This window comes from Dyella sp. (assembly GCF_036384435.1).
Lineage (GTDB): Bacteria > Pseudomonadota > Gammaproteobacteria > Xanthomonadales > Rhodanobacteraceae > GSA-30.
In genome coordinates this window covers 1-21,005 of record NZ_DASVMI010000131.1, presented here as the reverse complement: position 1 = coordinate 21,005, position 21,005 = coordinate 1, and the positions used below count along the sequence as shown (strand labels likewise).

Below are 21,005 nucleotides of genomic sequence, written 5' to 3'. Positions count from 1 at the left end.
ACTTCCGCGATCGCGGCGAAGACGCGCTGATCATCTATGACGATCTGTCCAAGCAGGCCGTGGCCTACCGCCAGATCTCGCTGCTGCTCAAGCGCCCGCCGGGCCGCGAAGCCTATCCGGGTGACGTGTTCTATCTCCACTCGCGTCTGCTTGAGCGCGCCTCTCGCGTGTCCGAGGAATACGTCGAGAAATTCACCAACGGCGAAGTGAAGGGCAAGACCGGCTCGCTGACTGCACTGCCGATCATCGAGACGCAGGCTGGTGACGTGTCCGCCTTCGTGCCGACCAACGTGATTTCGATCACCGACGGTCAGATCTTCCTGGAAACCGACCTGTTCAACGCCGGCATTCGTCCCGCCGTGAACGCGGGTATCTCGGTGTCGCGCGTGGGTGGTGCGGCTCAGACCAAGATCGTCAAAAAGCTGTCCGGCGGCGTGAAGCTGGCCCTGGCGCAGTTCCGCGAGCTGGCTGCGTTTGCCCAGTTCGCCTCGGACCTGGACCCGGCTACCCGCGCCCAGCTCGACCGCGGTCAGCGCGTGACCGAACTGATGAAGCAGTCGCAATATGCGCCGCTGTCCATCGCCGAGTTGGCCCTGTCCGTGTACGCCGCTGAAAAGGGCTATCTGGACGATCTGGCGGTGAATAAGGTGCTGGCGTTCGAAAAGGGCCTGCACGCCTTCTTCCACCAGAACCACGGCGAGCTGATGAAGAAGATCGTCGCGACCGGCGACTGGAACGGCGACATCGAAGGCACGTTCAAGTCGGGCCTGGATGAGTTCAAGAAGACCGGTAGCTGGTGAATAAGAGTGGTGAGGAGTTAGGGTTTAGGAGTCAGGAGGAGAAGCTTCGGCTTTCCCACCAGTCCGGCTAAGCCGGACGCTCCCCTTACGCCTCACAGCGCCAAAGGCGCGACCTAACAAGCGAGCACAGCGAGCGAAAAGAATGGCAAGCGGACGCGAAATCAAAACCAAGATCAAGAGCACGCAGAACATGCGCAAGGTGACGCGCGCGCTCGAAATGGTCTCGGCCTCGAAGATCCGCAAGGCGCAGGACATGATGAAGGCGTCGCGGCCCTATGCACGGCAGATGCGCAAGGTGATTGCGCACGTCGCCCAGGCCAGCACCGACTTCACCCATCCGTTCCTGGTGCAGCGTGAAAAGGTTGCGCGTGTCGCCTATGTCGTGATCACGACCGATCGCGGCCTTTGCGGCGGCCTCAATTCCAACCTGTTTCGCCGTACGATCCCGGCGATTCGCGAATGGCAGGCCAAGGGCGTGGAAGTCGACGTCCTTGCGATCGGTCAGAAGGCCGTGCAGTTCTTCCGTCGCATCAAGGGTGTCAACCTGATCGGCAGCGTGAGTCACTTGGGTGACAAGCCCAAGCTGGAACAGCTGATCGGTGTGATCAAGGTAGTGCTCGATGCCTACACGGATGGCAAGCTCGATCGCGTGTTCCTGGCCTACAACGACTTCATCAATACCATGACGCAGAAGCCGACGGTCGATGCGTTGCTGCCCTTGCCGCTGGTGGCTGCCGAAATGCAGGCCGCAGAGAGCGATCAGGGCGCTGCCCACGGTCAGGCCGGTGGCGTGAAGCTCGAGCAGTCGCATGATTGGGACTACATCTATGAGCCCGACGCCGCGACAGTGCTGGAATACGTGCTGGGTCGCTATGTCGAGTCGGTGGTGTACCAGGGCGTGCTGGAAAACCTCGCCAGTGAGCATGCGGCACGCATGGTGGCGATGAAGAGTGCGTCCGATAACGCGAACAAGGTGATCGGCGAATTGACGCTGGTCTACAACAAGGCGCGCCAGGCTGCGATTACCCAGGAAATCTCGGAAATCGTCGGCGGCGCGGCAGCAGTCTAAGAGCGGGAACGGGTAAAGAGGAAAGAGGAAACAGTAAAGAGCTGCAACAAGCCGTTCTTTTTTACCCTCGACACCTTACCCATGAACCAACGAAGCCGAGGCGCGTAGATACCGCGGCCAGGCACCAAGAATCGAAGAATACATCCGGAGTCACACCATGAGTCAGGGCAAAGTTGTACAGATCATCGGCGCAGTCATCGACGTGGAGTTTGCGCGCGATCAGGTGCCGCAGGTTTACGACGCGCTGAAGATCGACGGCACCGAGATCACGCTGGAAGTCCAGCAGGTCCTTGGTGACGGCGTCGTGCGTACCATTGCGCTGGGCTCGACCGACGGCCTGAAGCGCGGCCTCGTGGCACGCAACACCGGCGAAGGCATCAAGGTGCCGGTAGGCAAGGCGACGCTCGGCCGCATCATGGACGTGCTCGGCAACCCGATCGACGAAGCTGGCCCGATTGGCGAGCAGGACAGCTGGGTGATCCATCGCGAGGCTCCGAGCTACGCCGACCAGGCTGCAGCGACGGACCTGCTGGAAACCGGCATCAAGGTCATCGACCTGGTGTGCCCGTTTGCCAAGGGCGGCAAGGTCGGCCTGTTCGGCGGCGCCGGCGTGGGCAAGACCGTGAACATGATGGAGCTCATCAACAACATCGCCAAGGCCCACTCGGGTCTGTCCGTGTTCGCCGGCGTGGGTGAGCGTACTCGTGAAGGTAACGACTTCTATCACGAGATGAAGGATTCCAACGTCCTGGACAAGGTCGCGATGGTATACGGCCAGATGAACGAGCCGCCGGGCAACCGACTGCGCGTGGCGCTGACCGGCCTGACCATGGCCGAATACTTCCGTGACGAGAAGGACGAGAACGGCAAAGGCAAGGACGTGTTGTTGTTCGTGGACAACATCTATCGCTACACGCTGGCCGGTACCGAAGTGTCCGCGCTGCTCGGCCGTATGCCGTCAGCAGTGGGTTACCAGCCGACACTGGCCGAGGAAATGGGCGTGCTGCAGGAGCGCATCACCTCGACCAAGACGGGCTCGATCACCTCGATCCAGGCCGTGTACGTCCCGGCCGATGACTACACCGATCCGTCGCCGGCAACCACCTTCGTGCATCTGGATTCGACCGTTGCGCTGTCGCGTGATATTGCCAGCCTGGGTATCTACCCGGCCGTGGATCCGCTCGCCTCGACCAGCCGCCAGCTCGACCCGCTGGTGATTGGCAATGAGCACTACGAAGTCGCTCGTCGCGTGCAGGGTACCTTGCAGCGCTACAAGGAGCTCAAGGACATCATCGCGATCCTGGGCATGGACGAGCTGTCACAGGAAGACCGCCAGGTGGTGGCGCGTGCGCGCAAGTGCGAGCGCTTCTTCTCGCAGCCCTTCCATGTGGCCGAAGTGTTCACCGGCTCGCCGGGCAAATATGTGTCGCTGAAGGAAACCATTCGCGGCTTCAAGATGATCGTCGATGGCGAAGTCGACCACCTGCCGGAGCAGGCGTTCTACATGGTCGGCGGCATCGATGAAGCGATCAAGAAGGGCGAGGAAATGGGCGCCAAGAAGGCAGCCTGAGCGCCGGAACGCGTGACTCGCGATTCGGGGCTTGTCTAAGGCAAGCCCCGACGATCCGAGAATCGTGCTCCGGATGGATACCCAAAGCTCGTCTCGGGGTGGAGCTCTCTACGAGTTCCGTGCCCGAGTTCCGAGTCCCGCTTTAAGAGAATTATCATGAGCAGCACGCTCCGAGTCGACATCGTCAGCGCCGAAGCCGAGATCTTCCACGGCGACGCGACGCTGGTCGTCGCTACTGGCGAAATGGGCGAACTGGGCATTGCCCCGCGCCATGCGCCGCTGATCACCCGTCTGAAGCCGGGCCACGTGGACGTGGTGCTGACCAGCGGAGAACGCCAGCAGTTCTGGGTCTCCGGTGGCATCCTCGAAGTGCAGCCGCAGGTTGTCACCGTGCTGGCCGATACGGCCGTGCGCGCTTCCGAGTTGGATGAAGCTGCCGCGCAACGCGCGAAGAAAGAAGCCGAAGATGCCCTGGCCAACCGCACGGATGCCGAAGACATCGCCGAGGCACAGGCCAAGCTCGCCCTGGCACTGGCTCAGCTGCAAGCGCTCGAGCGCCTGCGCAAGAACCTCAAGCACTGATCATCCGTTCATCCCGAATAGTAAAAACGCCGACTTCCAAGGTCGGTGTTTTTATTTGCCTCTTACGTGTTCGCGATCGTGGCAGGAGATTTTCCGAGATCCCGTCAAATCGTTTCGCATAAGCGGCTACGAGGGATCCGAAGTTGGCGCGCTTGCGTAGTCAACTGCGATGACGCCGGAGCCGTAAGCTCACACGCTCCTGCGACGCGATGCAATCTGCGATCCCCTTGCAGATGGGGCTTTTAAACCCTCCAAGCGCGGCTGAAGTCGCTCCTGCGCCGGTTTCAGATACCGAAGAAGGCCAGCGCCGTGGCCGTGGTGATGGCGGCGGTGTGTTCGGCTGTCTCGCCACGATCACGCGCGACTTCTTCGCAGATGTGGCGCAGGTACATCGGTTCGTTACGGCGATGCGCAGGCTGCGGACGCACGGTGCGTGGCAGCAGATAAGGTGCGTCGGTTTCGATCATCAGGCGATTGGCGGGAATCTGGCGGACCAGCTCGCGCAGATGCGTTCCGCGTCGTTCGTCGCAAATCCAGCCTGTAATCCCGATGTGACAATCGATCGCCAAGTAGTCGCGCAGCGCCTCGCCGGTGTCGGTGAAGCAATGCACCACGACGGCTGGCACGCGATCGCGATAGCGCTTGAGCAGGGCAAGGAAATCCGTATGTGCGTCACGCTGATGCAGGAACAATGGTTTGCCGAGATCGGCAGCGATTTTCAGCTGTCGCTCGAAAACCTGGAGCTGCACATCGCGGGGCGAATAGTTGCGGTGATAATCCAAACCCGTTTCACCTACGGCGCGGACGTGCGGTTGCATGGCCAAATTTCGCAGCAGCGTGTCGGTGGCATCGTCGTAATCGATGGCATGGTGCGGATGCACGCCGGCGGTGGCATAGAGCTGTCCGGCATGGCGCTGCGCCAGCACCAGTGCTTGCTCGCTGCCTTCCCTCGAAGCTCCTGTTACCACCATGCGTGTGACGCCATGCGCGTGTGCGCGCTCAAGCACGGCCGCAAAATCGTGGCCGAAGGATTCATGGGTGAGGTTGGCGCCGATGTCGAGCAGTTCCATGGGATATGCGTGCGTAAAACGCCCATTGTTCCAGAGCTCGCGCTCTGGAGCGAGCGCGTAGGAGGGGCTCGACAGGGCAATACGACTCCGCTGCCGTTCTTCATCTCTGTGCACTTTCTCCGTCACACAAATCCCGAATCGTCAGCCGCATGCAAGAAATTGCGAACTCCGTCGCTCATCGTAGGAATTTACGCATGTAGCGTGACAGTTCGGCTCCCGGAAGGTATCGGATACAGGGAGCAAATAGCGAAGTTTCAATGGCTTGCAGAAAGCTGCCCGCTGTCAGGGGCCGTGGAGGCTTTTTCAGGGATTGGCGGCAGGCGCTTCGCTCCTTACATCCACGCAGAGGAATTGACGAATGAAGCAGCGTAACCAGGTGAAGTTGTTGGTGGCTTCTGTGCTTTTGGCCATAGGCTTACCCGCCATGGCGCAAGATATTTCTGGCAATACCAGTCGTTTCGATCTCAGTTCGGTGCAGGAAAATCAGACTTATAACCATTTTGTGGTGCTTTATCGCGATGGCAGCAGCGAACGCCTGCAACAGTCGGCCGCCGTGCAGTCGCTCAATGCGGCTGCCTCGCGAGCCCGTCTGACCGATACCAGTGTGGGTACGCAGGCATTGCGTGCCGGGAGCCGCGCATTGACGGTGTCGTATGGTCATCGACTGGCAATCGGCGGTGACGTGGTGACGACCTCGCGGCGCTTGAATGCCGCCGAGACGCGCCAGTTCGTGCAGCAACTGGCTGCCGATCCGTCGGTGGAGTTCGTGCAGCCTGACTACATGCGCCAGGCGGTGGATCGCCCGACCGTTCAGCCGGCTGGCGCGGCTAGCTTCACCGTGCCCAATGACCAGTACTACAGCAGCTACCAATGGGATTACCTTGCGCCAGGCGGCACCGGCTTCAGCGACGGCACGCTGGGCACTTCGGTCGCCAACTGGGGTGGTGCCAACATTCAGCAGGCGTGGTCGCTGGCCGACGGCACGGGCGTGGTCATTGCCAGCCTCGATACGGGCGTGACCAACCATGCCGACCTGGACTTGACGCTGGCCAACGCTGGCTATGACTTCATCACCGATCACACGGTGTCCGGTCGTAGCACCAATGGGCGCGTCTCTGGTGGCTGGGACACCGGTGACTGGACCACTGCCGGCCAGTGCGGTAGCGGCCAGGCGGCCGAGGCCAGCAGTTGGCACGGCACCCATGTGTTCGGCACGGCGGGTGGTGAGAAAACCAACAACAGCACCGGCATGGTGGGTACCGCGTTCGGCGCCAAAGTGCTGCCAGTGCGCGTGCTTGGTCACTGCGGCGGATCGGATAGTGATATCGCCGATGCCATCACCTGGGCGTCCGGCGGGCACGTCAACGGCGTGCCGGACAACGCCAATCCGGCCAAGGTGATCAGCCTGAGCCTGGGTGGTTCGGGTACGTGCTCGTCCAGTTCCGTCCTGGGTCGTGCGGTAACTGGCGCGATTGGGCGCGGTACAGCCGTAGTGGTTGCTGCAGGCAACAGCAATGCCAATGTATCGGGGTTCTCGCCGGCCAATTGTTCGGGAGTGGTGGCAGTTGCCGCTACCGGCATTACCAGTCGCCGCGCGTTCTACTCCAATTATGGTGCGGGTATTACCCTGGCCGCACCGGGCGGTGGTGTCTATCGCAATGATGGCTCCAGCGGCACGCAAGCCGACACCGGTTTCATCTGGTCGACGATCAATGCCGGGTCCACTACGCCGACAACAGCCACGTATGGCGGTATGGCAGGCACATCGCAGGCCACCCCACACGTGGCTGGCGCGGTGGCCTTGATGCAAAGCTACCGTCTTTCGCTCGGAAAATCGCTGCTGACGCCGGCACAGGTAACTACCCTGTTACGTTCCTCGGCGACCACGCCGCATGTAACGCCAGCGTCGAACCGGCAGATCGGCACGGGCATCCTCAATGCCTATGCTGCAGTGCAAGCTGCCGGAGCCCAGCCATAAATAGGCGATAGCCGTCACATTTGTAAGATTTTTACCCGCCGGCGTCCCAGTGGACGCCGGCTTTCTTTTTTGCACACCGTTTTCTAACGTGTATGGCTTTCCATGCAATGCTCGCGTAATCCCGGACGAATATGTTAACAATGCATCTCTCTGCACCTACCGGGGGCGATGCTTGGAGCATCGTGGGTGTGAAACTTTCAGGATGCGGGGTGAGACCATGTCGGCAGCCACACTGACGCCGGCGAACAATCCGGCAACTACGGCCACACACGATCGTGAGCTGGCCGTATGCAACTTGCTGGTGGCCCGAGGCCGCCTCAAGGATGGCGATCTTGTGCGCGCACGGCGCCTGCATGAGGAATCTCCGGAAGGTACGCTGACCGCGTTGATGGCACGCCTGGGCCTCGTATCGGAGCGTGACCTTGCCGACGCCTGGTCCGAGTTGCTGCATGCGCCCTTGCTGGCCGCGCGCGAAGCGCCGGAAATGCCCCCGGCCGAGCTGGACCTATCGCTGCGTTTCCTCAAGCAGCAACACGTGGTGCCGGTGCGCGATGGCGAAGATGGCCTGGCCCTGATCGTGTCCGATCCGGCCGACCCGTATCCGTTGCAGGCGGTGGAGCTGGCCGCCGGTCGGCCAGTGGCGCTACGCATCGGCCTGCGCTCGGAAATCGATGACCTGATCGAACGTTATTACGGCTCCGGTCGGTCGGCGATGGGCACCATCGTCGAAAACCTCGATGGCAGCGCCGCTGTGGAAGACGATGTCGAACACTTGCGTGACCTCGCTTCCGAGGCGCCGGTGATCCGGCTGGTAAACCTGATTCTTCAGCGCGCCGTTGAACAGCGCGCCTCCGACGTACATATCGAGCCGTTCGAGAATCGCCTGAAGGTGCGTTATCGCATCGACGGCGTGCTGCACGAAGTGGAAGCGCCGCCATCCAGTTCCACCGCAGCGGTCATTTCGCGCGTGAAGATCATGGCCAAGCTCAACATCGCCGAGCGCCGCTTGCCGCAGGATGGCCGAATCCAGTTGCGCGTGCAGGGCAAGGAACTGGATCTGCGCGTTTCCACCGTGCCGACGAGCTTCGGCGAATCGGTGGTGATGCGTATCCTGGATCGCGAATCGGTGGTGTTCGACTTCGAATCACTGGGCTTTACCGATAGTTTCAAACAGCGGTTTGTCGATGTGCTCGAACGCCCGCATGGCATCTTGCTGGTGACCGGCCCGACCGGCTCGGGTAAAACGACCACGCTATACACCGCGCTGTCGCAGATCAACACCGCCGACGTGAAAATCATCACCGTCGAAGACCCGGTCGAATACCAGATCGAAGGCATCAACCAGATCCAGGTCAAGCCGCAGATCGGTCTGGATTTCACCGGCGCCTTGCGTTCGATCGTGCGTCAGGATCCGGACGTGATCATGATCGGCGAAATGCGCGACCTGGAAACCTGTCGTATCGCCATCCAGTCGGCGCTTACCGGACACCTGGTGTTGTCCACGTTGCATACCAACAGTGCATCCGGCGGTATTACCCGTTTGCTGGACATGGGCGTTGAGGATTACCTGCTCGGTTCCACGGTCAACGGCATCCTGGCGCAGCGCCTGGTGCGTCGACTGGATCCGGAGACCGCAATTCCTTACGAGGCATTGCCGGAAGTCATCGAGCAGTTCGAGTTGCATAAGTACACCGAGGAGCGCCCGATCCGTTTGTGGAAGCCCGGCAGCAGCGCGGCCAATCCCACGGGTTATCGGGGTCGACGCGCCATCATGGAATTCCTGGTGATGAGCGATCCGCTGCGTCGGCTGGTGATGAAGCGTGCCGATGCTGGCGAAATCGAGCGCCAGGCGCGTGCCGAGGGCATGCGCACGATGTACGAAGATGGCATCGCCAAAGCCGTGGCCGGCATCACCACCATCGAGGAGGTGCTGCGTGTCACGCAGGAAAGTTGACCGGCATGATGCCGACCTGGGCTGGAAGACTGCCGCAGTTCTCAAAACTTTACCGAACCGACGCGAACTACTGGCCGATCCTGTAGTCCCAATCCTTGGCACCCTGCGGGGTGCGGGGATATTTCCTTCGTTCATTCGGTCGGTTTCCATCAGCCCATGACCCAGTTCCGATACAGAGCGGTCAGTGACTCCGGCGAAATACTGCAGGGGCAGATGGAAGCGTCCACCGTGGACGAAGTCATCGGTCGCTTGCAAGAGCAGGGGCACACGCCGCTGGATGCGCGTATCGCCGATGCGTCGGCGGGCGGCAGCGGCATGGCCGGCTTTCTCAAGCGCGGCCCGTTTACCGGCGATCAGCTCGCGCAGTTCACCCATCAGTTGGCGACCTTGCTGGGCGCGGGCCAGCCGCTGGATCGTGCATTGGGCATCCTGCTGGAACTGCCTGAAGGCGAGCGCGCGAAGAATCTGGTCGAACGCATTCGCGATCGCGTGCGCGGCGGTACGCCACTGTCGCAGGCCATGGAAGAAGAACACGGCGTGTTTCCCAAGCTTTACATCAGCCTGGTGCGAGCGGGCGAAGCCGGTGGTTCGCTGGAAGATACCCTGCGCCGCCTGGCCGATTACCTGGAACGTTCGCAGCAACTGCGTGGCAGCATCATCAATGCGCTGATCTATCCGGCGATCCTGATGGTCGGCGTGATGGGATCGCTGGTGCTGCTGCTGGCTTACGTAGTGCCGCAATTCGTGCCTATCTTCGAAGACATGCGTGTGCCAATTCCTTGGATCACCAAGGCGGTGCTGGCCGTTGGCGACGTGATGCATTCGTACTGGTGGTTGATCGGGCTGGTGATCGTGGTCGGCAGCATGCTGTGGCGTGCGCGCCTGCGCGATCCGGTGTTGCGTCTGGCCTGGCATGCCAGGCTCTTGACCATGCGCGTTATCGGACCGCTGCTGTTGAAGATCGAAACCGCACGCATCGCGCGCACGCTCGGCACGCTGCTGAAGAACGGAGTGCCGCTGCTTACGTCATTGGGCATTGCCCGGCAGGTCACTTCCAATCGCGCATTGGATGAAGCGCTCACCCAGGCTGCCGAACAGGTCAAGGGTGGCGCGGGCCTGAGTCTTTCGCTTTCGCAATCCCAACGCTTTCCTCGCCTGGCATTGCAGATGGTGCAGGTGGGCGAGGAAGCCGGTCAGCTCGATACCATGCTGCTTAAGGTGGCCGACACCTTCGACCTGGAGTCCAGGCGCTCGATCGATCGCCTGCTCGCCGCACTGGTCCCCGCGCTGACCATCGTCATGACTGTCCTGGTGGCCATCATCATGGCGGCGATCCTGCTGCCATTGCTCAGCCTGACCAGCAATATTCAGTGAAACATCGAACGGAGAAATCGCTATGAAGCACATGATGCATCGAACCACGGGACCAGCGCGATCGCTCCGTTCGGGTGGTTTCACGTTGCTGGAAATGCTCGCCGTGATCGTGCTGATCGGCATCATCGGCGCGGTGGTGGTCAACGGCGTCGGCAAGAACGTGGACAAGGGCAAGTACGGTGCCGGCAAGGCACAGCTCACCACGCTCAGCCAGAAGATCGAAAACTATGCGCTGGACAACGGCTCGCCGCCTCAGCAGTTGGGTGATCTGATGACCAAGCCGGCCAATGCACGTAATTGGCAAGGTCCTTACGTCAAGCAGTCGGAACTGAAAGATCCGTGGGGTCATGACTTCGGTTACAAGTACCCTGGTGACCATGGCAGCTTCGACCTGATCTTCTACGGCCAGGACGGCCAAGCCGGCGGCGACGGTTACAACGCGGATGTCGGCAACTGGCAGTGATCCCATGGACGCCACGCACATGGCCAGCAAGGGTAGGCAGGGGCACGCCGTCGACGTGTTCGCGCCTGCGCCTGGGCGGGTGCGTGGTTTCACCCTGCTGGAAATGCTCGTCGTCATCATTCTGATCGGAGTGGTTGCGGCAGCAGTGTCGGTGTCGGTGGCACAGGGCTTGTCCAGCGCACGTGTCAATGCGGCAAGCGGCGAGATGGCAGCAGCACTGCGTGCCACACGCGCGCAAGCCATCGTGCAGGGCAAGGATCAAGCCTTTACCGTCGATATTCGCGCCAATACCTATACGCCCGCAGGCGGTACGCCGGTGCGTCTGCCCCAGGGCATGACACTGGGGATTACCAGTGCGGCCGAAGATCAGATCAACAGCTCCACTGGGCGAATCCGCTTTTTCCCCGACGGTAGCTCCACCGGCGGCCACATCACGCTCAAGCTCCAGCAGCGACAATGGCTGGTCAACGTATCCTGGTTGACTGGTGCGGTAAGCGTGGTGGTGCAATGACGCATCGTACGGGGAGGCAGGCAGGCTTCAGCCTGATCGAAATCATCGCCGCGCTGTTGCTGCTGGCGATCGCCTTCGCTGCGCTGATGCAGGTGGCTGGCGGTTCCATCGCTCTGACCAACAACGCCGCCGATCATGCGCAAGCTGCCATGTGGGCGCGCAGCTTGATGGATAGCGCTGGCGTGGAGCAGAAACTGCAACCGGGCACCACCAGCGGTAACTTCGATCAGCAATATCGCTGGCGCCTGCAGGTGGCGCCTTATCAAGTGCCCGATGCCGGCAACAACACGGCTTCGCAGGTCTACAAACTGGACCTGGACGTCTACTGGGGCGGAGCTCGTGAACGCTCGGCTCACTTCAGCACGCTGCGCCTGGTCACGGCGATCCCGCAACAGCAAGGGCTCGTGCGATGAAGGCAGGCGTGCGCGGCTTCACCCTGATCGAAGTGCTCGGTTCGCTGGTGCTGCTTGCGCTGTTATTGCTGGGTGTCTATGGCGGCATACGTGCAGCCACGCAGAGCGTGCGCTCGGGTGAGGCGGCGATCGAGCGGCTGGACCAGATCCGTTCGGCGCAGTTGTTCCTGCGACGTGAGATTGCCCAGGCACAAGGCATGGCCTTCGCGCACACCGACCAGGGCGAAAATATCTATTTCCTCGGTGACGCGCACCAGATGCGCTTTGTCGCGCCGTTGCCCGGCTATCTGGGCAAGCTTGGTCCGCAATTGCAGCAGATTTCCTTCGAATCCAATGGCAAGGGTGCCAAGCGATTGGTCGCCAGTTTCGCGATCTTGCCGCCCGATGGCAGCGATCCCAAGCCGCTGGGCGACCCGGAAGTGCTGGTGGACAACCTCCGTGATGGTAGCTTCAGCTACCGCAGCGCCGACAGCGACGACCAGCCGGGCACCTGGGGGGCTGACTGGGGAGACGGTCGCGCCATGCCGGTCCTGGTGAAGATCGATCTCGATCTCAACGGCACCTATGGCTGGCCGCTGCTGGAAGCGCCGTTGCGTGTTGATCCGACAGCGGCAGGCAACCAGTTGAACCTGTTGCGTGGCCTCAATCGCGGGCAGTCGCTGCGATGAGGCGCATGGACATGGTCAGGCAACGCGGCGTAGCCCTGCTGGTGGTGATGTGGGCGCTGACGCTGCTATCCATCATGCTTGGCGGTTACGCCCTGATGGCGCGAACCGAAGGCCTCCAGGCGCGTTACCAGTTTGCACAGACCCAGGCGCACTACGCCGCCGAGGCCGGAGTCATGCGGGCGATCTATGGTTTGCAGGACAACCAGCCACAGACTCACTGGATATCCGATGGGCGCATTTACGCCTTTCCCTATGACGGTGCCAAGGTGCAAGTCTCCATGGTCGACGAAGCCGGCAAGGTCGATCTGAATGCGGCCTCGCCCGATGTGCTGCTTGGTCTGTTGCGTGCCGTTGGGGTAGACGACACGCAGGGCAGAGACATCGTGCAGCACATTGTCGATTGGCGCAGTTTCGGTACAGGACCGGGCGACGCTGCGCAGCGTGCCCAGCCTTACCAGGCCGCAGGGCGCGACTACGGCCCGCGTGGCGGGCCGTTTGCGAGCGTGGAGGAAGTCCAGATGGTGCTGGGCATGACGCCAGCCATCTACGCCAAGATCAGTGGGGTACTTACGATCTGGTCGGGCAGGAATAGTCCCGATCCGGCGACGGCGCCCCCCCTGGCCCTGGCTGCCATCCCCAACATGGATCAGCAACAGATAGCCAATATCCTTGCTTCTCGCCAGTCGGGCCAGCCGCAGAATGGCGTGCAGGGTCTAGGCGGCTTCCAGGGAGTAACGCATAGTATCCGGTCCGAGGCGATCCTGGCCGACGGCACGCACGCCGTGCTGAATGCGACGGTTCGCTTGCAGGGAGTACGGTTTGGCGCACAGCCCTACGCAGTGTTGCGTTGGAAGGAAGGAGATGGGCAATGAGTTCGGCAACGCAATCGCTGCAACCGCTGCTGGACAACGTGCGCCGTGCATGGCGCACGTCGCCGCTGCCGCGTTTTTTCCAGTGGTGGGGTGACGAACTGGTCAACCTGATGCCTTCGCGGCTGCGTCAGGCATTCGGTGGTGGCGCGGCGTGGTTCCTGCTGGAACGCCAGGGCGAGGAGTGGCAAGTACGCCGTGCCGGCCAGGAAGGCATAGTGGCGAACTGGCGTGACGACCTGGAGCCTGCCGCGCAACAGGTCGCCTTCAGTGATGCCTTGCGCGGTGTGGACCCGGAAGACCTGCGCGTAGCGCTATGCTTGACGCCTGCGGCGATGCTGCGTCGCGCGTTGTTCCTGCCCATCGCCGCGCGCGACAGCCTCCAGCAGATCGGCGCCTTCGAGATGGATCGCCAGACGCCGTTCCGAGCCGAACAGGTGCGCTACGACGTGCGCGAAGTGGCTGGCAACGCGCCGGCCGGTCGTTTCGCCGCCGAACTGGTGGCGGTTCCGCGCCACACGCTCGATCCCATGCTTGATCGCCTGCGTGAGCTGGGCATCACCATTGATGCGGTGGACATGGCCTGCGGTGATGACCGCCTGGGTGTGAACCTGCTGCCACCCGAACAGGCATCGCGGCGCAGCCATCCGCGCCAGCGCTTGAACACCATGCTGGCGGTTGCCGCCGTCGTGCTGGTGGGCCTGTGCCTGCTGCAGTATCTGCACAATCGCGAAGCTGCCCTGGCCCAGATGCAGACGCAGGTCGACGGCATGCGTGGCGAAGCCCAGAAAGTGGCGTCATTGCGGCAGCAATTGCAGGACAACGCCGGTGCTGCCGGCTTTCTGACCGACCGCAAGCTGCATACAGTGTCCGCGCTCAGCCTGCTCGACGATGTCACCCAGCGCCTGCCCGACGACGCTTGGCTTGAACGCCTGAGCATGGACAATGCCGGTCAGGTCGGCCTGCAAGGCCAGGCCAAGCAATCGGCCAAGCTGGTCGATGTGTTCAAAAGCTCGCCGACCGTGGCCGACATCAATTTTCAGGGCACCATCCAGACCGACCCCACCACGGGCAAGGAACGTTTCTACCTGGTCGGACAGTTGCGCAAACCCGGCGATGGCAAGTCCAAGGGGGCGCCAGCCCATCCGGGGAGCACGCGATGAAGCTGGAAAAACTCAAGCCGCGCGAAAGCCGCATTGCCGCCTTGCTGCTCCTGCTCGCGGTGCTGGTGATCGCTTACTTTGCGTTGTTGCACTGGTGGTTCGTGGCACCGTTGAAGCAGATCGATGCGCAGATGGACGACCTGCGCGATACCCAGGCTCGCTTTGCGTCCGCGCTGGCTGAGAAGCCCCAGTTGCAGAAGCGCCTCAATGCGCTTGGCCAGGGGCAGGCGTCCAGCAATGCGTTTCTGCCCGAGGACGATGCCAATGCGGCTGCGGCCGGCCTGATGCAGCGCGTGGTCGATGTGGTTGGCGCGCATCAGCAGGGTGGCAGTTGCGATGTGATCCAGAAGATGCCGGTGACCAATCCGCGTACGGATGCCAGCGATCCCTACAAGAAAGTCGCGGTCAGCATCAGCCTGCGCTGCGAGGTAGAGCCCCTGGGCGCGGTGATGTACGCGCTGGAGCAGAATTCGCCGTATCTGTTCATTGATGACCTGACGATCTATCGCAATCCCGTGGCGGCGCAGAAGAACCCGAATGCACCGATGGAAGTGCAGTTCACCCTGTTCGGTTATATCCGACAGCCTCGCCAGAGCGGCGATACGGGAGCCTCGTCATGAACGCTGCCGCGCAACGTCGCCTGACCCCCGTGCTTGGTGGTGTCGCCGCCGTCTTCGCCGTCGTGCTGGTAGTCCTGATTTCAGGGCTGGGTCGTGGCGTGCACTGGAATCGGCCGTTGCCCACACCGCCGCTTCCCGATACCAGCAACGACAGCAAGCTGCCGCCACCGTTGCCACTGGAGCATTTCGCCGCGGTCTGGCAGCGGCCGCTGTTCAATCCGGATCGCAAGCCCACGGTACATACCTCCGGCGAAGGCAGCAACCTGGGCGATATGGAACTGACCGGCATCATCCTTACGCCGTCCATGCGTGTGGCCTTGTTGCACAGCAAGGATGGCGACAAGGATATGCGCATCCGTGAAGGTTCAGCCTCGCCCGATGGTGGCGTGAAGCTGCTGCAATTGCAGGCGCGCTCGGCGGTGTTCGAGTCTGGCGGCACGCGCACGGAATTAAAGTTGCCATCCGGCGCACCGGTGACGCCGCTGCCCAAGAGCAATACGCCCAATCCACCGCCGGGCGCACCCAATCCGCAGCAACAGCAAACCAATACCAATCCGCCGCAGATGCAGATCCAGCACGTGCCACCCGGTGCGCAGCCTGGGCAACCGGGCATGCAGCCACCGGGGCCTAGCCCGGAGCAGGCCGAGCGCATCCGCCAACTGCGCGAAAACATTCTCAAGCGTCGCGCACAGCAAGCGGCCACCCCTGAAGGAGTACGTTGATCCATGTCCCGCCCGATCCTTCAACTCGCTCGCCTCAGCGCGATCGCCACAGCGGTGGCGTTGGCCGGTTGCTCTGCCTTGCCTACTCCCAAGGATGACGGCAATTTGCAGCGTGAGGCCATGGCCGGCACGGAGAAGCCTGCGCCTGATCCCATACCGCTGAACCGCGATATCACGGCACCTGACGCCAAGGCTGCTGTGCGCCCCCAGTTGACCGAGGGTAGTGGCCAGTTCATCCGTCCCCAGGGTTTGGCGGCTCCGGTGAAGCAGGCGGCTGGAGACAACGCCGTTACCTTCAACTTCGAGAACCAGCCGGTGCCGGCCGTGGTGAAGGTGATCCTGGGTGATCTGCTGAAGCAGAACTACACCATCGTGCCTGGTGTGCAGGGCAATATCTCCTTCTCCACCTCGCAGCCGGTCGACGCCAGCCAGGCCATTCCGATTCTGGAGACCTTGCTTTCGTGGACGGGTAACGCACTGGTCAAGCAGAACGGTGGCTATGTCGTCATGCCTGCCAAGGATGCAGTCGGCGGCAACGTGGCCCCTAGCCTTGGTGCGGCATCACCTCAAGCGGGCTTGCAGGCACGACTGTATCCACTGCGCTACATCTCGGCCAACGAGATGCAGAAGTTGATGAAGCCATTCGCGCGCGCCGACGCCATCTTGCTAGTTGACCCGGCTCGCAATGTGATCGTGATGTCAGGCACGCCCGAGGATCTCGCCAATTACGAACGTACCGTCAAGACCTTCGATGTCGATTGGCTGCGTGGCATGTCCATTGGCGTGTATAGCCTTCAGCGTGCCAACGTCACCGAATTAATGCCCAAGCTCGATAGCTTGTTTGGCGCGAAGGGCGATACACCGCTGGCAGGCATGATCCGCTTCCTGCCGATCGAGCGCACCAATTCACTGGTAGTCATTACCACGCAGCCGAATTATCTGACGGAAGTCGGTGGATGGATCGAAAAGATCGATCGCGGTGGTGGCAACGAGCCGCAGCTGTTCGTCTACGACGTGCGCAACCTGAAAGCCTCGGATCTGGCTCAGTACCTGGCGCAGATTTACGCTTCGGGTACGGGAAGTGGCGGCAATGGTGGCGCGAAAGTCGGTCCCGGTTTAACTTCAGGCACGCTCGGTAGCAATGACAACGCCAATGGCTCTGCCAATGGTATGGGCAGTCTTTCCGGAAGTTTTGGTAGCAGCACCAGCGGTGGTCTCAACAATGGCCTGGGTTCAAACGGGCTTGGTTCGGGCGGCTTTGGATCGAATGGCAGCAACAGCTCCTTCGGCAATAACTCGTTTGGTAGCAACGGAACGAATCAATCCGCCAGCGGCTTCGGGTCGTTCACGCCAGGCGGAATCAATAGCAATGGCTTTACCAGTGGGCCGTTTGCCAATAATGGTCAGCAATCGCAGCAGTACTCGAACGAGGACGGGAGCATTCGCATCAGTTCCGTGGATGCAAACAATCAGCTACTGGTCCGAGCGCCTCCGTCGAAATGGGATGAAATTGAAGGTGCGATCAAGCGCTTGGACACCACGCCCTTACAGGTGCAGATCGAAACCCGCATATTGGAAGTACAACTTTCTGGTCAATTCCAGTTCGGTGTGCAATGGTATCTCGAAGGGTTGATCAGAGGTACCAACAACGGCAATGGCACCTATACACCAGGCCAGCCCGGTAATCAGCAACAGGGAGCGTTAGGCCTGGGCGGCACACCGTACAATCCCGGGAACGCTACCTCCGGCGCGATAGGTGACGCCTTTTACTATTCATTCGTCAATCGCAATCTTCAGGTGGCACTACGTGCGCTTGAGACTAGCGGCAATACCAAGACGCTTTCGGCACCGTCCATGGTGGTGTTGAACAATCAGCTTGCGCAGATTCAGGTGGGTGACCAGGTTCCGGTCAATTCCACGACGGTCAATACAGGCATCGGCACCGGTTCTTATACGAGCGCGCAATATATCACTACCGGTGTGATCCTCGGGGTGCAGCCGCGTGTTAATCCAGGTGGCCTTGTTTACATGAATGTCATGCAGCAGGTAAGCAAGGCAGGTACTGCTGGCGTTGGTGGCAATCCGACGATCAGTCAGCGACAGATGAGTACCCAGGTGGCCGTGCAGAGTGGACAGACCGTACTACTTGGAGGCCTGATTCAGCAGGCTGAGAATACCGAGAATGACGGTATCCCGGGTCTGAATCGAATCCCTGTGTTGGGTAGATTGTTCGGCAGCACCAATCGGAGCCGCAACCGCACGGAATTGATTGTTCTCATCACGCCTCGTGTCATTGCCAACAGTGAGGAAGCGCGGCAAGTGACGGATGAATATCAGCGCAAGTTCGAATCTCTGGAGCCTCTGCGGCAAAGTTCTGGGAAGGCTGCAGTGCAGACTACTCCCATTGAGTAAATGCATCCCTTGCGCGGCCTGATTCGAATCAGGCCGCGAGTTGCGCAGATTTTCGTCCCCCTTGTAAGGTTGGTGCTACGCGCATTTGAGTGGTTTTCTGATCAAAAAAAAGACTTCTTGGTATTTAAAAGAAATTAATTTCGTTCGATTTTAAAGCACCTTGCAAATGTGGGTGCTTGCAATGATTAAGAGATTTTTTGCCTTTTTGCTCTCTTGCTTCTGTATTTGCGGCTCGGCATTGGCTTCTGATCAAATGCCGCATGGCGGCGATGTTTGGCTTGAGTATATTGTTAGGAGTTGCAGCAACGTTCCGCCTGATGGTTATTTCTGGGTTTCTACAGGCTACAATCCGGTGGGTAATGTATGCCCGCTAAAATATGTTTATAATTTTGAAAGCTATTTCGATAAGCCTGTTGGTCAGGAAATGGAGATTTGCGGCAACGTATCGCTTCCAGCTGGGTGGTACGTTATTCGATACTCGCAATCGCTTGCGTGCGCTGGGCAGTCTCCGGGTGCGCGGCCCATACAAAGCATGAGAGTCAAGAGATTTTCGTAGCTTAAACGTGGGCTGGCGTTATCATTCATTAAATGAATGCGCCAGCCCCTTCCTCCTTCCCAATCGTTTCATTGCTGCAAGAAGCGCTCGCTTCTCTGGAAGCTAAGCCTCGACTGGTGCTCGAAGCCCCGCCCGGCGCCGGCAAGACCACCCAAGTGCCTTTGGCATTGCTCGGGGCGTCTTGGTTACAAGGCCAGCGTATCCTCATGCTGGAGCCGCGCCGTATCGCCGCGCGTGCGGCCGCACAGTTCATGGCGCGCCAGTTGGGTGAGGATGTGGGGCAGACGGTGGGCTATCGCGTGCGGTTCGAGTCGCGTGTGACTGCCGCGACGCGGATCGAGGTGGTAACCGAAGGTATCCTCACGCGCCTGATTCAGAATGATCCGGAGCTTGCCGGTGTCGGTGCGATCCTGTTCGATGAATTCCACGAGCGTCACCTCGCCGCAGATCTTGGCGCAGCGTTGGCGTTGGACGTGCAGGCTACGCTTCGACCGGAGCTGCGCATCGTCGTGATGTCGGCCACGCTTGATGGCGAGCGCATGGCGCAATGGCTGGATGCGCCGCGCATCAGCAGCCCTGGCCGCAGTTTTCCCGTGCGAATCGAATATCCGCCAGCGCGCGCACAGGAAACATTGGAGCAGCATCTGGCGCGCGTCGCGCGACAGGCGCTGGCCGAGACCGAGGGTGATGTATTGGCCTTCCTGCCCGGGCGACGGGAGATTGCGCGCGTACAGGGCATCTTGTTGCACGGCCTGGAGCGCGATGACGTGGGTGACGTAGACGTGCTGCCCTTGCACGGTGAGTTGTCGATGGCCGAGCAGCAGGCGGCGTTGGCACCAGCCGAGCCGGGTATGCGCCGCATCGTACTGGCGACCAATGTGGCCGAATCGAGCGTGACATTGCCTGGCATTCGCGCGGTGGTGGATGCCGGACAGGCGCGTGAGCCGCGTTTTGATCCGAACTCGGGTTTTGCGCGCCTGGAGACGGTAGGTATTTCGCAGGCGTCGGCCGACCAGCGTACCGGCCGTGCTGGCCGTGTCGCTCCCGGCGTGGCCTACCGCCTGTGGCCGCAGAGCAAGCGATTGGAGCCTGCGCGAACGGCGGAGATCAGCCAGACAGAGCTCTCGTCATTGGCGTTGGAATTGGCCGCATGGGGCAGTGATAGCCTTCCCTGGCTGGATGCTCCTCCAGCCGGTGCCCTTGCACAGGCGAGGGAACTGCTCAGCCAGCTTGGTGCGCTCGACGTGAGTGGTCGCATCACCCAGCTTGGTCGCCGCATGCTGGATCTGGGCGCTACGCCGCGCCTGGCCGCTGCGGCCGTACGCGCACCTGCGCAGTTGCGGGCGCTGATGGCTGACCTGCTGGCCTTGATGGAAGCACGCTCGCCCTTGCGCGACGTGCAGGCACGTAGCGATGACTTTCGTGCTCGCGTGCAGGCCTTGCACGCCTGGCGTGATCGCCATACGGCAGGTGGTCGTGGCGGTGCCGATAGCGGCGCCCTGGCGGCGATCGAGCAATCGTCCAAGGGCTGGCGTCGGCGCCTTGAAGTACGCACCGCAGCCAGTGGGGTGCCTGATAGCCACGCCGTGGGCGATTTGCTGCTGCACGCTTTTCCTGATCGCGTTGCGCGGCGCGATGAGGCCAACCCTTTGCGCTACACGCTCGCCAGCGGGCGTGGCGCGCGGCTGCATGAAAGCACTGCGCTGCTGGGCGAGCCATGGCTGGTGGTCTTGGACATCCAGCATGAAGCACGTGACAGCCTGGTTCGCGCAGCGGCACCGCTGGATTCGCGCACCCTGGAGCGTGACTTCCCGGCGCAGTTCGTGCGCGAGCGCGTGCTGCGCTGGAACGATGAGCGCCAGGCTGTGGAGGCCTTTGAGGAATATCGCTATGCGGCGATCACGCTGGAGCGCCGCAGTGTGCCGGTAAAGCCCGAAGATGCCTTGCAGGCCTTGCTGGCGGCGATACGCAGCAGGGGGATCGATGCGCTGCCGTGGAGTGACAATGCCGTGCGCCTGCGCGCACGTATGCAGGCCTTGCGCGAATGGATGCCAGAACTGGGCTTGCCCGATGTATCCGACGGTGCGTTGCTGGCGTCGCTTGATACCTGGCTTGCGCCGTATCTCCAGGGAAAGCGTCGCCTGGATGCGCTGCCGGCTGAAGATCTGTCCCAGGCGCTTGGGGCGCTGTTCGATTATGAGCAGAGACGGC

General features: G+C 61.2%; 17 protein-coding genes and 1 pseudogene. 17 read left to right on the top strand and 1 reads right to left on the bottom strand.

What is annotated here, in order from left to right:
• From VF436_RS12860 to VF436_RS12845, 4 genes and pseudogenes are all read left to right on the top strand, one after another.
• Positions 1-800 (top strand): annotated as a pseudogene (locus tag VF436_RS12860) (F0F1 ATP synthase subunit alpha); the annotation flags it as partial.
• Positions 801-942: 142 nt separating this feature from the next.
• The gene (gene atpG / locus VF436_RS12855; protein WP_330904424.1) at positions 943-1,869 is read left to right on the top strand and encodes a F0F1 ATP synthase subunit gamma; all 927 of its coding nucleotides are present in this window, start codon (positions 943-945) and stop codon (positions 1,867-1,869) included.
• Between the two features lie 157 nt (positions 1,870-2,026).
• Positions 2,027-3,439 carry a F0F1 ATP synthase subunit beta gene (gene atpD, locus VF436_RS12850; protein ID WP_330904423.1) on the top strand — a complete coding sequence of 471 codons (1,413 nt, stop codon included), beginning with the start codon at positions 2,027-2,029 and terminating at the stop codon, positions 3,437-3,439.
• Between the two features lie 156 nt (positions 3,440-3,595).
• On the top strand, positions 3,596-4,021 hold the full coding sequence (locus VF436_RS12845; RefSeq protein WP_330904422.1) for a F0F1 ATP synthase subunit epsilon: 426 nt from the start codon (positions 3,596-3,598) through the stop codon (positions 4,019-4,021).
• Between the two features lie 284 nt (positions 4,022-4,305).
• On the opposite strand, the gene VF436_RS12840 is transcribed toward VF436_RS12845, so the two are convergent.
• Positions 4,306-5,091 (bottom strand): TatD family hydrolase, encoded by a 786-nt coding sequence (locus VF436_RS12840; RefSeq protein WP_330904421.1) that lies wholly within the window; start codon positions 5,089-5,091, stop codon positions 4,306-4,308.
• Positions 5,092-5,449: 358 nt separating this feature from the next.
• On the opposite strand from VF436_RS12840, the gene VF436_RS12835 reads away from it, so the two are divergent.
• The 13 genes from VF436_RS12835 to hrpB all read left to right on the top strand — a co-directional run.
• Positions 5,450-7,069, top strand: coding sequence for a S8 family serine peptidase (locus tag VF436_RS12835; protein ID WP_330904420.1), 1,620 nt, complete (start codon positions 5,450-5,452; stop codon positions 7,067-7,069).
• Between the two features lie 217 nt (positions 7,070-7,286).
• Positions 7,287-9,023, top strand: coding sequence for a type II secretion system ATPase GspE (gspE, locus tag VF436_RS12830; RefSeq protein ID WP_330904419.1), 1,737 nt, complete (start codon positions 7,287-7,289; stop codon positions 9,021-9,023).
• Positions 9,024-9,179: 156 nt separating this feature from the next.
• Positions 9,180-10,397 carry a type II secretion system inner membrane protein GspF gene (gene gspF / locus VF436_RS12825; protein ID WP_330904418.1) on the top strand — a complete coding sequence of 406 codons (1,218 nt, stop codon included), beginning with the start codon at positions 9,180-9,182 and terminating at the stop codon, positions 10,395-10,397.
• A gap of 31 nt (positions 10,398-10,428) precedes the next feature.
• Positions 10,429-10,860, top strand: coding sequence for a type II secretion system major pseudopilin GspG (gene gspG / locus VF436_RS12820; RefSeq protein WP_414649849.1), 432 nt, complete (start codon positions 10,429-10,431; stop codon positions 10,858-10,860).
• Between the two features lie 19 nt (positions 10,861-10,879).
• Positions 10,880-11,371, top strand: a complete 492-nt coding sequence (locus VF436_RS12815) for a GspH/FimT family pseudopilin (protein ID WP_414649848.1) — start codon at positions 10,880-10,882, stop codon at positions 11,369-11,371.
• On the top strand, positions 11,368-11,784 hold the full coding sequence (locus VF436_RS12810) for a prepilin-type N-terminal cleavage/methylation domain-containing protein (protein WP_330904416.1): 417 nt from the start codon (positions 11,368-11,370) through the stop codon (positions 11,782-11,784). The genes VF436_RS12815 and VF436_RS12810 overlap by 4 nt, the downstream gene beginning before the upstream one ends.
• Entirely contained in the window at positions 11,781-12,452 is a 672-nt protein-coding gene (locus VF436_RS12805) for a prepilin-type N-terminal cleavage/methylation domain-containing protein (RefSeq protein WP_330904415.1), read from the top strand. Before VF436_RS12810 ends, VF436_RS12805 begins: the two co-directional genes overlap by 4 nt.
• An 11-nt stretch (positions 12,453-12,463) precedes the next feature.
• Positions 12,464-13,324 carry a type II secretion system protein GspK gene (locus tag VF436_RS12800; RefSeq protein WP_330904414.1) on the top strand — a complete coding sequence of 287 codons (861 nt, stop codon included), beginning with the start codon at positions 12,464-12,466 and terminating at the stop codon, positions 13,322-13,324.
• Positions 13,321-14,484, top strand: coding sequence for a PilN domain-containing protein (locus tag VF436_RS12795; protein ID WP_330904413.1), 1,164 nt, complete (start codon positions 13,321-13,323; stop codon positions 14,482-14,484). Before VF436_RS12800 ends, VF436_RS12795 begins: the two co-directional genes overlap by 4 nt.
• Positions 14,481-15,104, top strand: a complete 624-nt coding sequence (gspM, locus tag VF436_RS12790) for a type II secretion system protein GspM (RefSeq protein WP_330904412.1) — start codon at positions 14,481-14,483, stop codon at positions 15,102-15,104. Before VF436_RS12795 ends, gspM begins: the two co-directional genes overlap by 4 nt.
• On the top strand, positions 15,101-15,826 hold the full coding sequence (locus VF436_RS12785) for a hypothetical protein (RefSeq protein WP_330904411.1): 726 nt from the start codon (positions 15,101-15,103) through the stop codon (positions 15,824-15,826). The genes gspM and VF436_RS12785 overlap by 4 nt, the downstream gene beginning before the upstream one ends.
• A 3-nt stretch (positions 15,827-15,829) precedes the next feature.
• On the top strand, positions 15,830-18,238 hold the full coding sequence (gene gspD / locus VF436_RS12780) for a type II secretion system secretin GspD (RefSeq protein ID WP_330904410.1): 2,409 nt from the start codon (positions 15,830-15,832) through the stop codon (positions 18,236-18,238).
• 588 nt (positions 18,239-18,826) lie between these two features.
• On the top strand, positions 18,827-21,005 hold a 2,179-nt coding region (gene hrpB, locus VF436_RS12775), incomplete at its 3' end, for an ATP-dependent helicase HrpB (RefSeq protein WP_330904409.1).

What these genes read in the sequence shown, in the direction of transcription:
- VF436_RS12810 (WP_330904416.1), top strand. Translation starts at nt 11,368, where the DNA reads ATGACGCATCGTACGGGGAGGCAGGCAGGCTTCAGCCTGATCGAAATC.
- gspE (WP_330904419.1), top strand. Translation starts at nt 7,287, where the DNA reads ATGTCGGCAGCCACACTGACGCCGGCGAACAATCCGGCAACTACGGCC.
- atpD (WP_330904423.1), top strand. Translation starts at nt 2,027, where the DNA reads ATGAGTCAGGGCAAAGTTGTACAGATCATCGGCGCAGTCATCGACGTG.
- gspG (WP_414649849.1), top strand. Translation starts at nt 10,429, where the DNA reads ATGATGCATCGAACCACGGGACCAGCGCGATCGCTCCGTTCGGGTGGT.
- atpG (WP_330904424.1), top strand. Translation starts at nt 943, where the DNA reads ATGGCAAGCGGACGCGAAATCAAAACCAAGATCAAGAGCACGCAGAAC.
- VF436_RS12800 (WP_330904414.1), top strand. Translation starts at nt 12,464, where the DNA reads ATGGTCAGGCAACGCGGCGTAGCCCTGCTGGTGGTGATGTGGGCGCTG.
- gspD (WP_330904410.1), top strand. Translation starts at nt 15,830, where the DNA reads ATGTCCCGCCCGATCCTTCAACTCGCTCGCCTCAGCGCGATCGCCACA.
- VF436_RS12845 (WP_330904422.1), top strand. Translation starts at nt 3,596, where the DNA reads ATGAGCAGCACGCTCCGAGTCGACATCGTCAGCGCCGAAGCCGAGATC.
- VF436_RS12785 (WP_330904411.1), top strand. Translation starts at nt 15,101, where the DNA reads ATGAACGCTGCCGCGCAACGTCGCCTGACCCCCGTGCTTGGTGGTGTC.
- VF436_RS12835 (WP_330904420.1), top strand. Translation starts at nt 5,450, where the DNA reads ATGAAGCAGCGTAACCAGGTGAAGTTGTTGGTGGCTTCTGTGCTTTTG.
- gspM (WP_330904412.1), top strand. Translation starts at nt 14,481, where the DNA reads ATGAAGCTGGAAAAACTCAAGCCGCGCGAAAGCCGCATTGCCGCCTTG.
- VF436_RS12815 (WP_414649848.1), top strand. Translation starts at nt 10,880, where the DNA reads ATGGCCAGCAAGGGTAGGCAGGGGCACGCCGTCGACGTGTTCGCGCCT.
- VF436_RS12795 (WP_330904413.1), top strand. Translation starts at nt 13,321, where the DNA reads ATGAGTTCGGCAACGCAATCGCTGCAACCGCTGCTGGACAACGTGCGC.
- VF436_RS12805 (WP_330904415.1), top strand. Translation starts at nt 11,781, where the DNA reads ATGAAGGCAGGCGTGCGCGGCTTCACCCTGATCGAAGTGCTCGGTTCG.
- VF436_RS12840 (WP_330904421.1), bottom strand. Translation starts at nt 5,091, where the DNA reads ATGGAACTGCTCGACATCGGCGCCAACCTCACCCATGAATCCTTCGGC.
- gspF (WP_330904418.1), top strand. Translation starts at nt 9,180, where the DNA reads ATGACCCAGTTCCGATACAGAGCGGTCAGTGACTCCGGCGAAATACTG.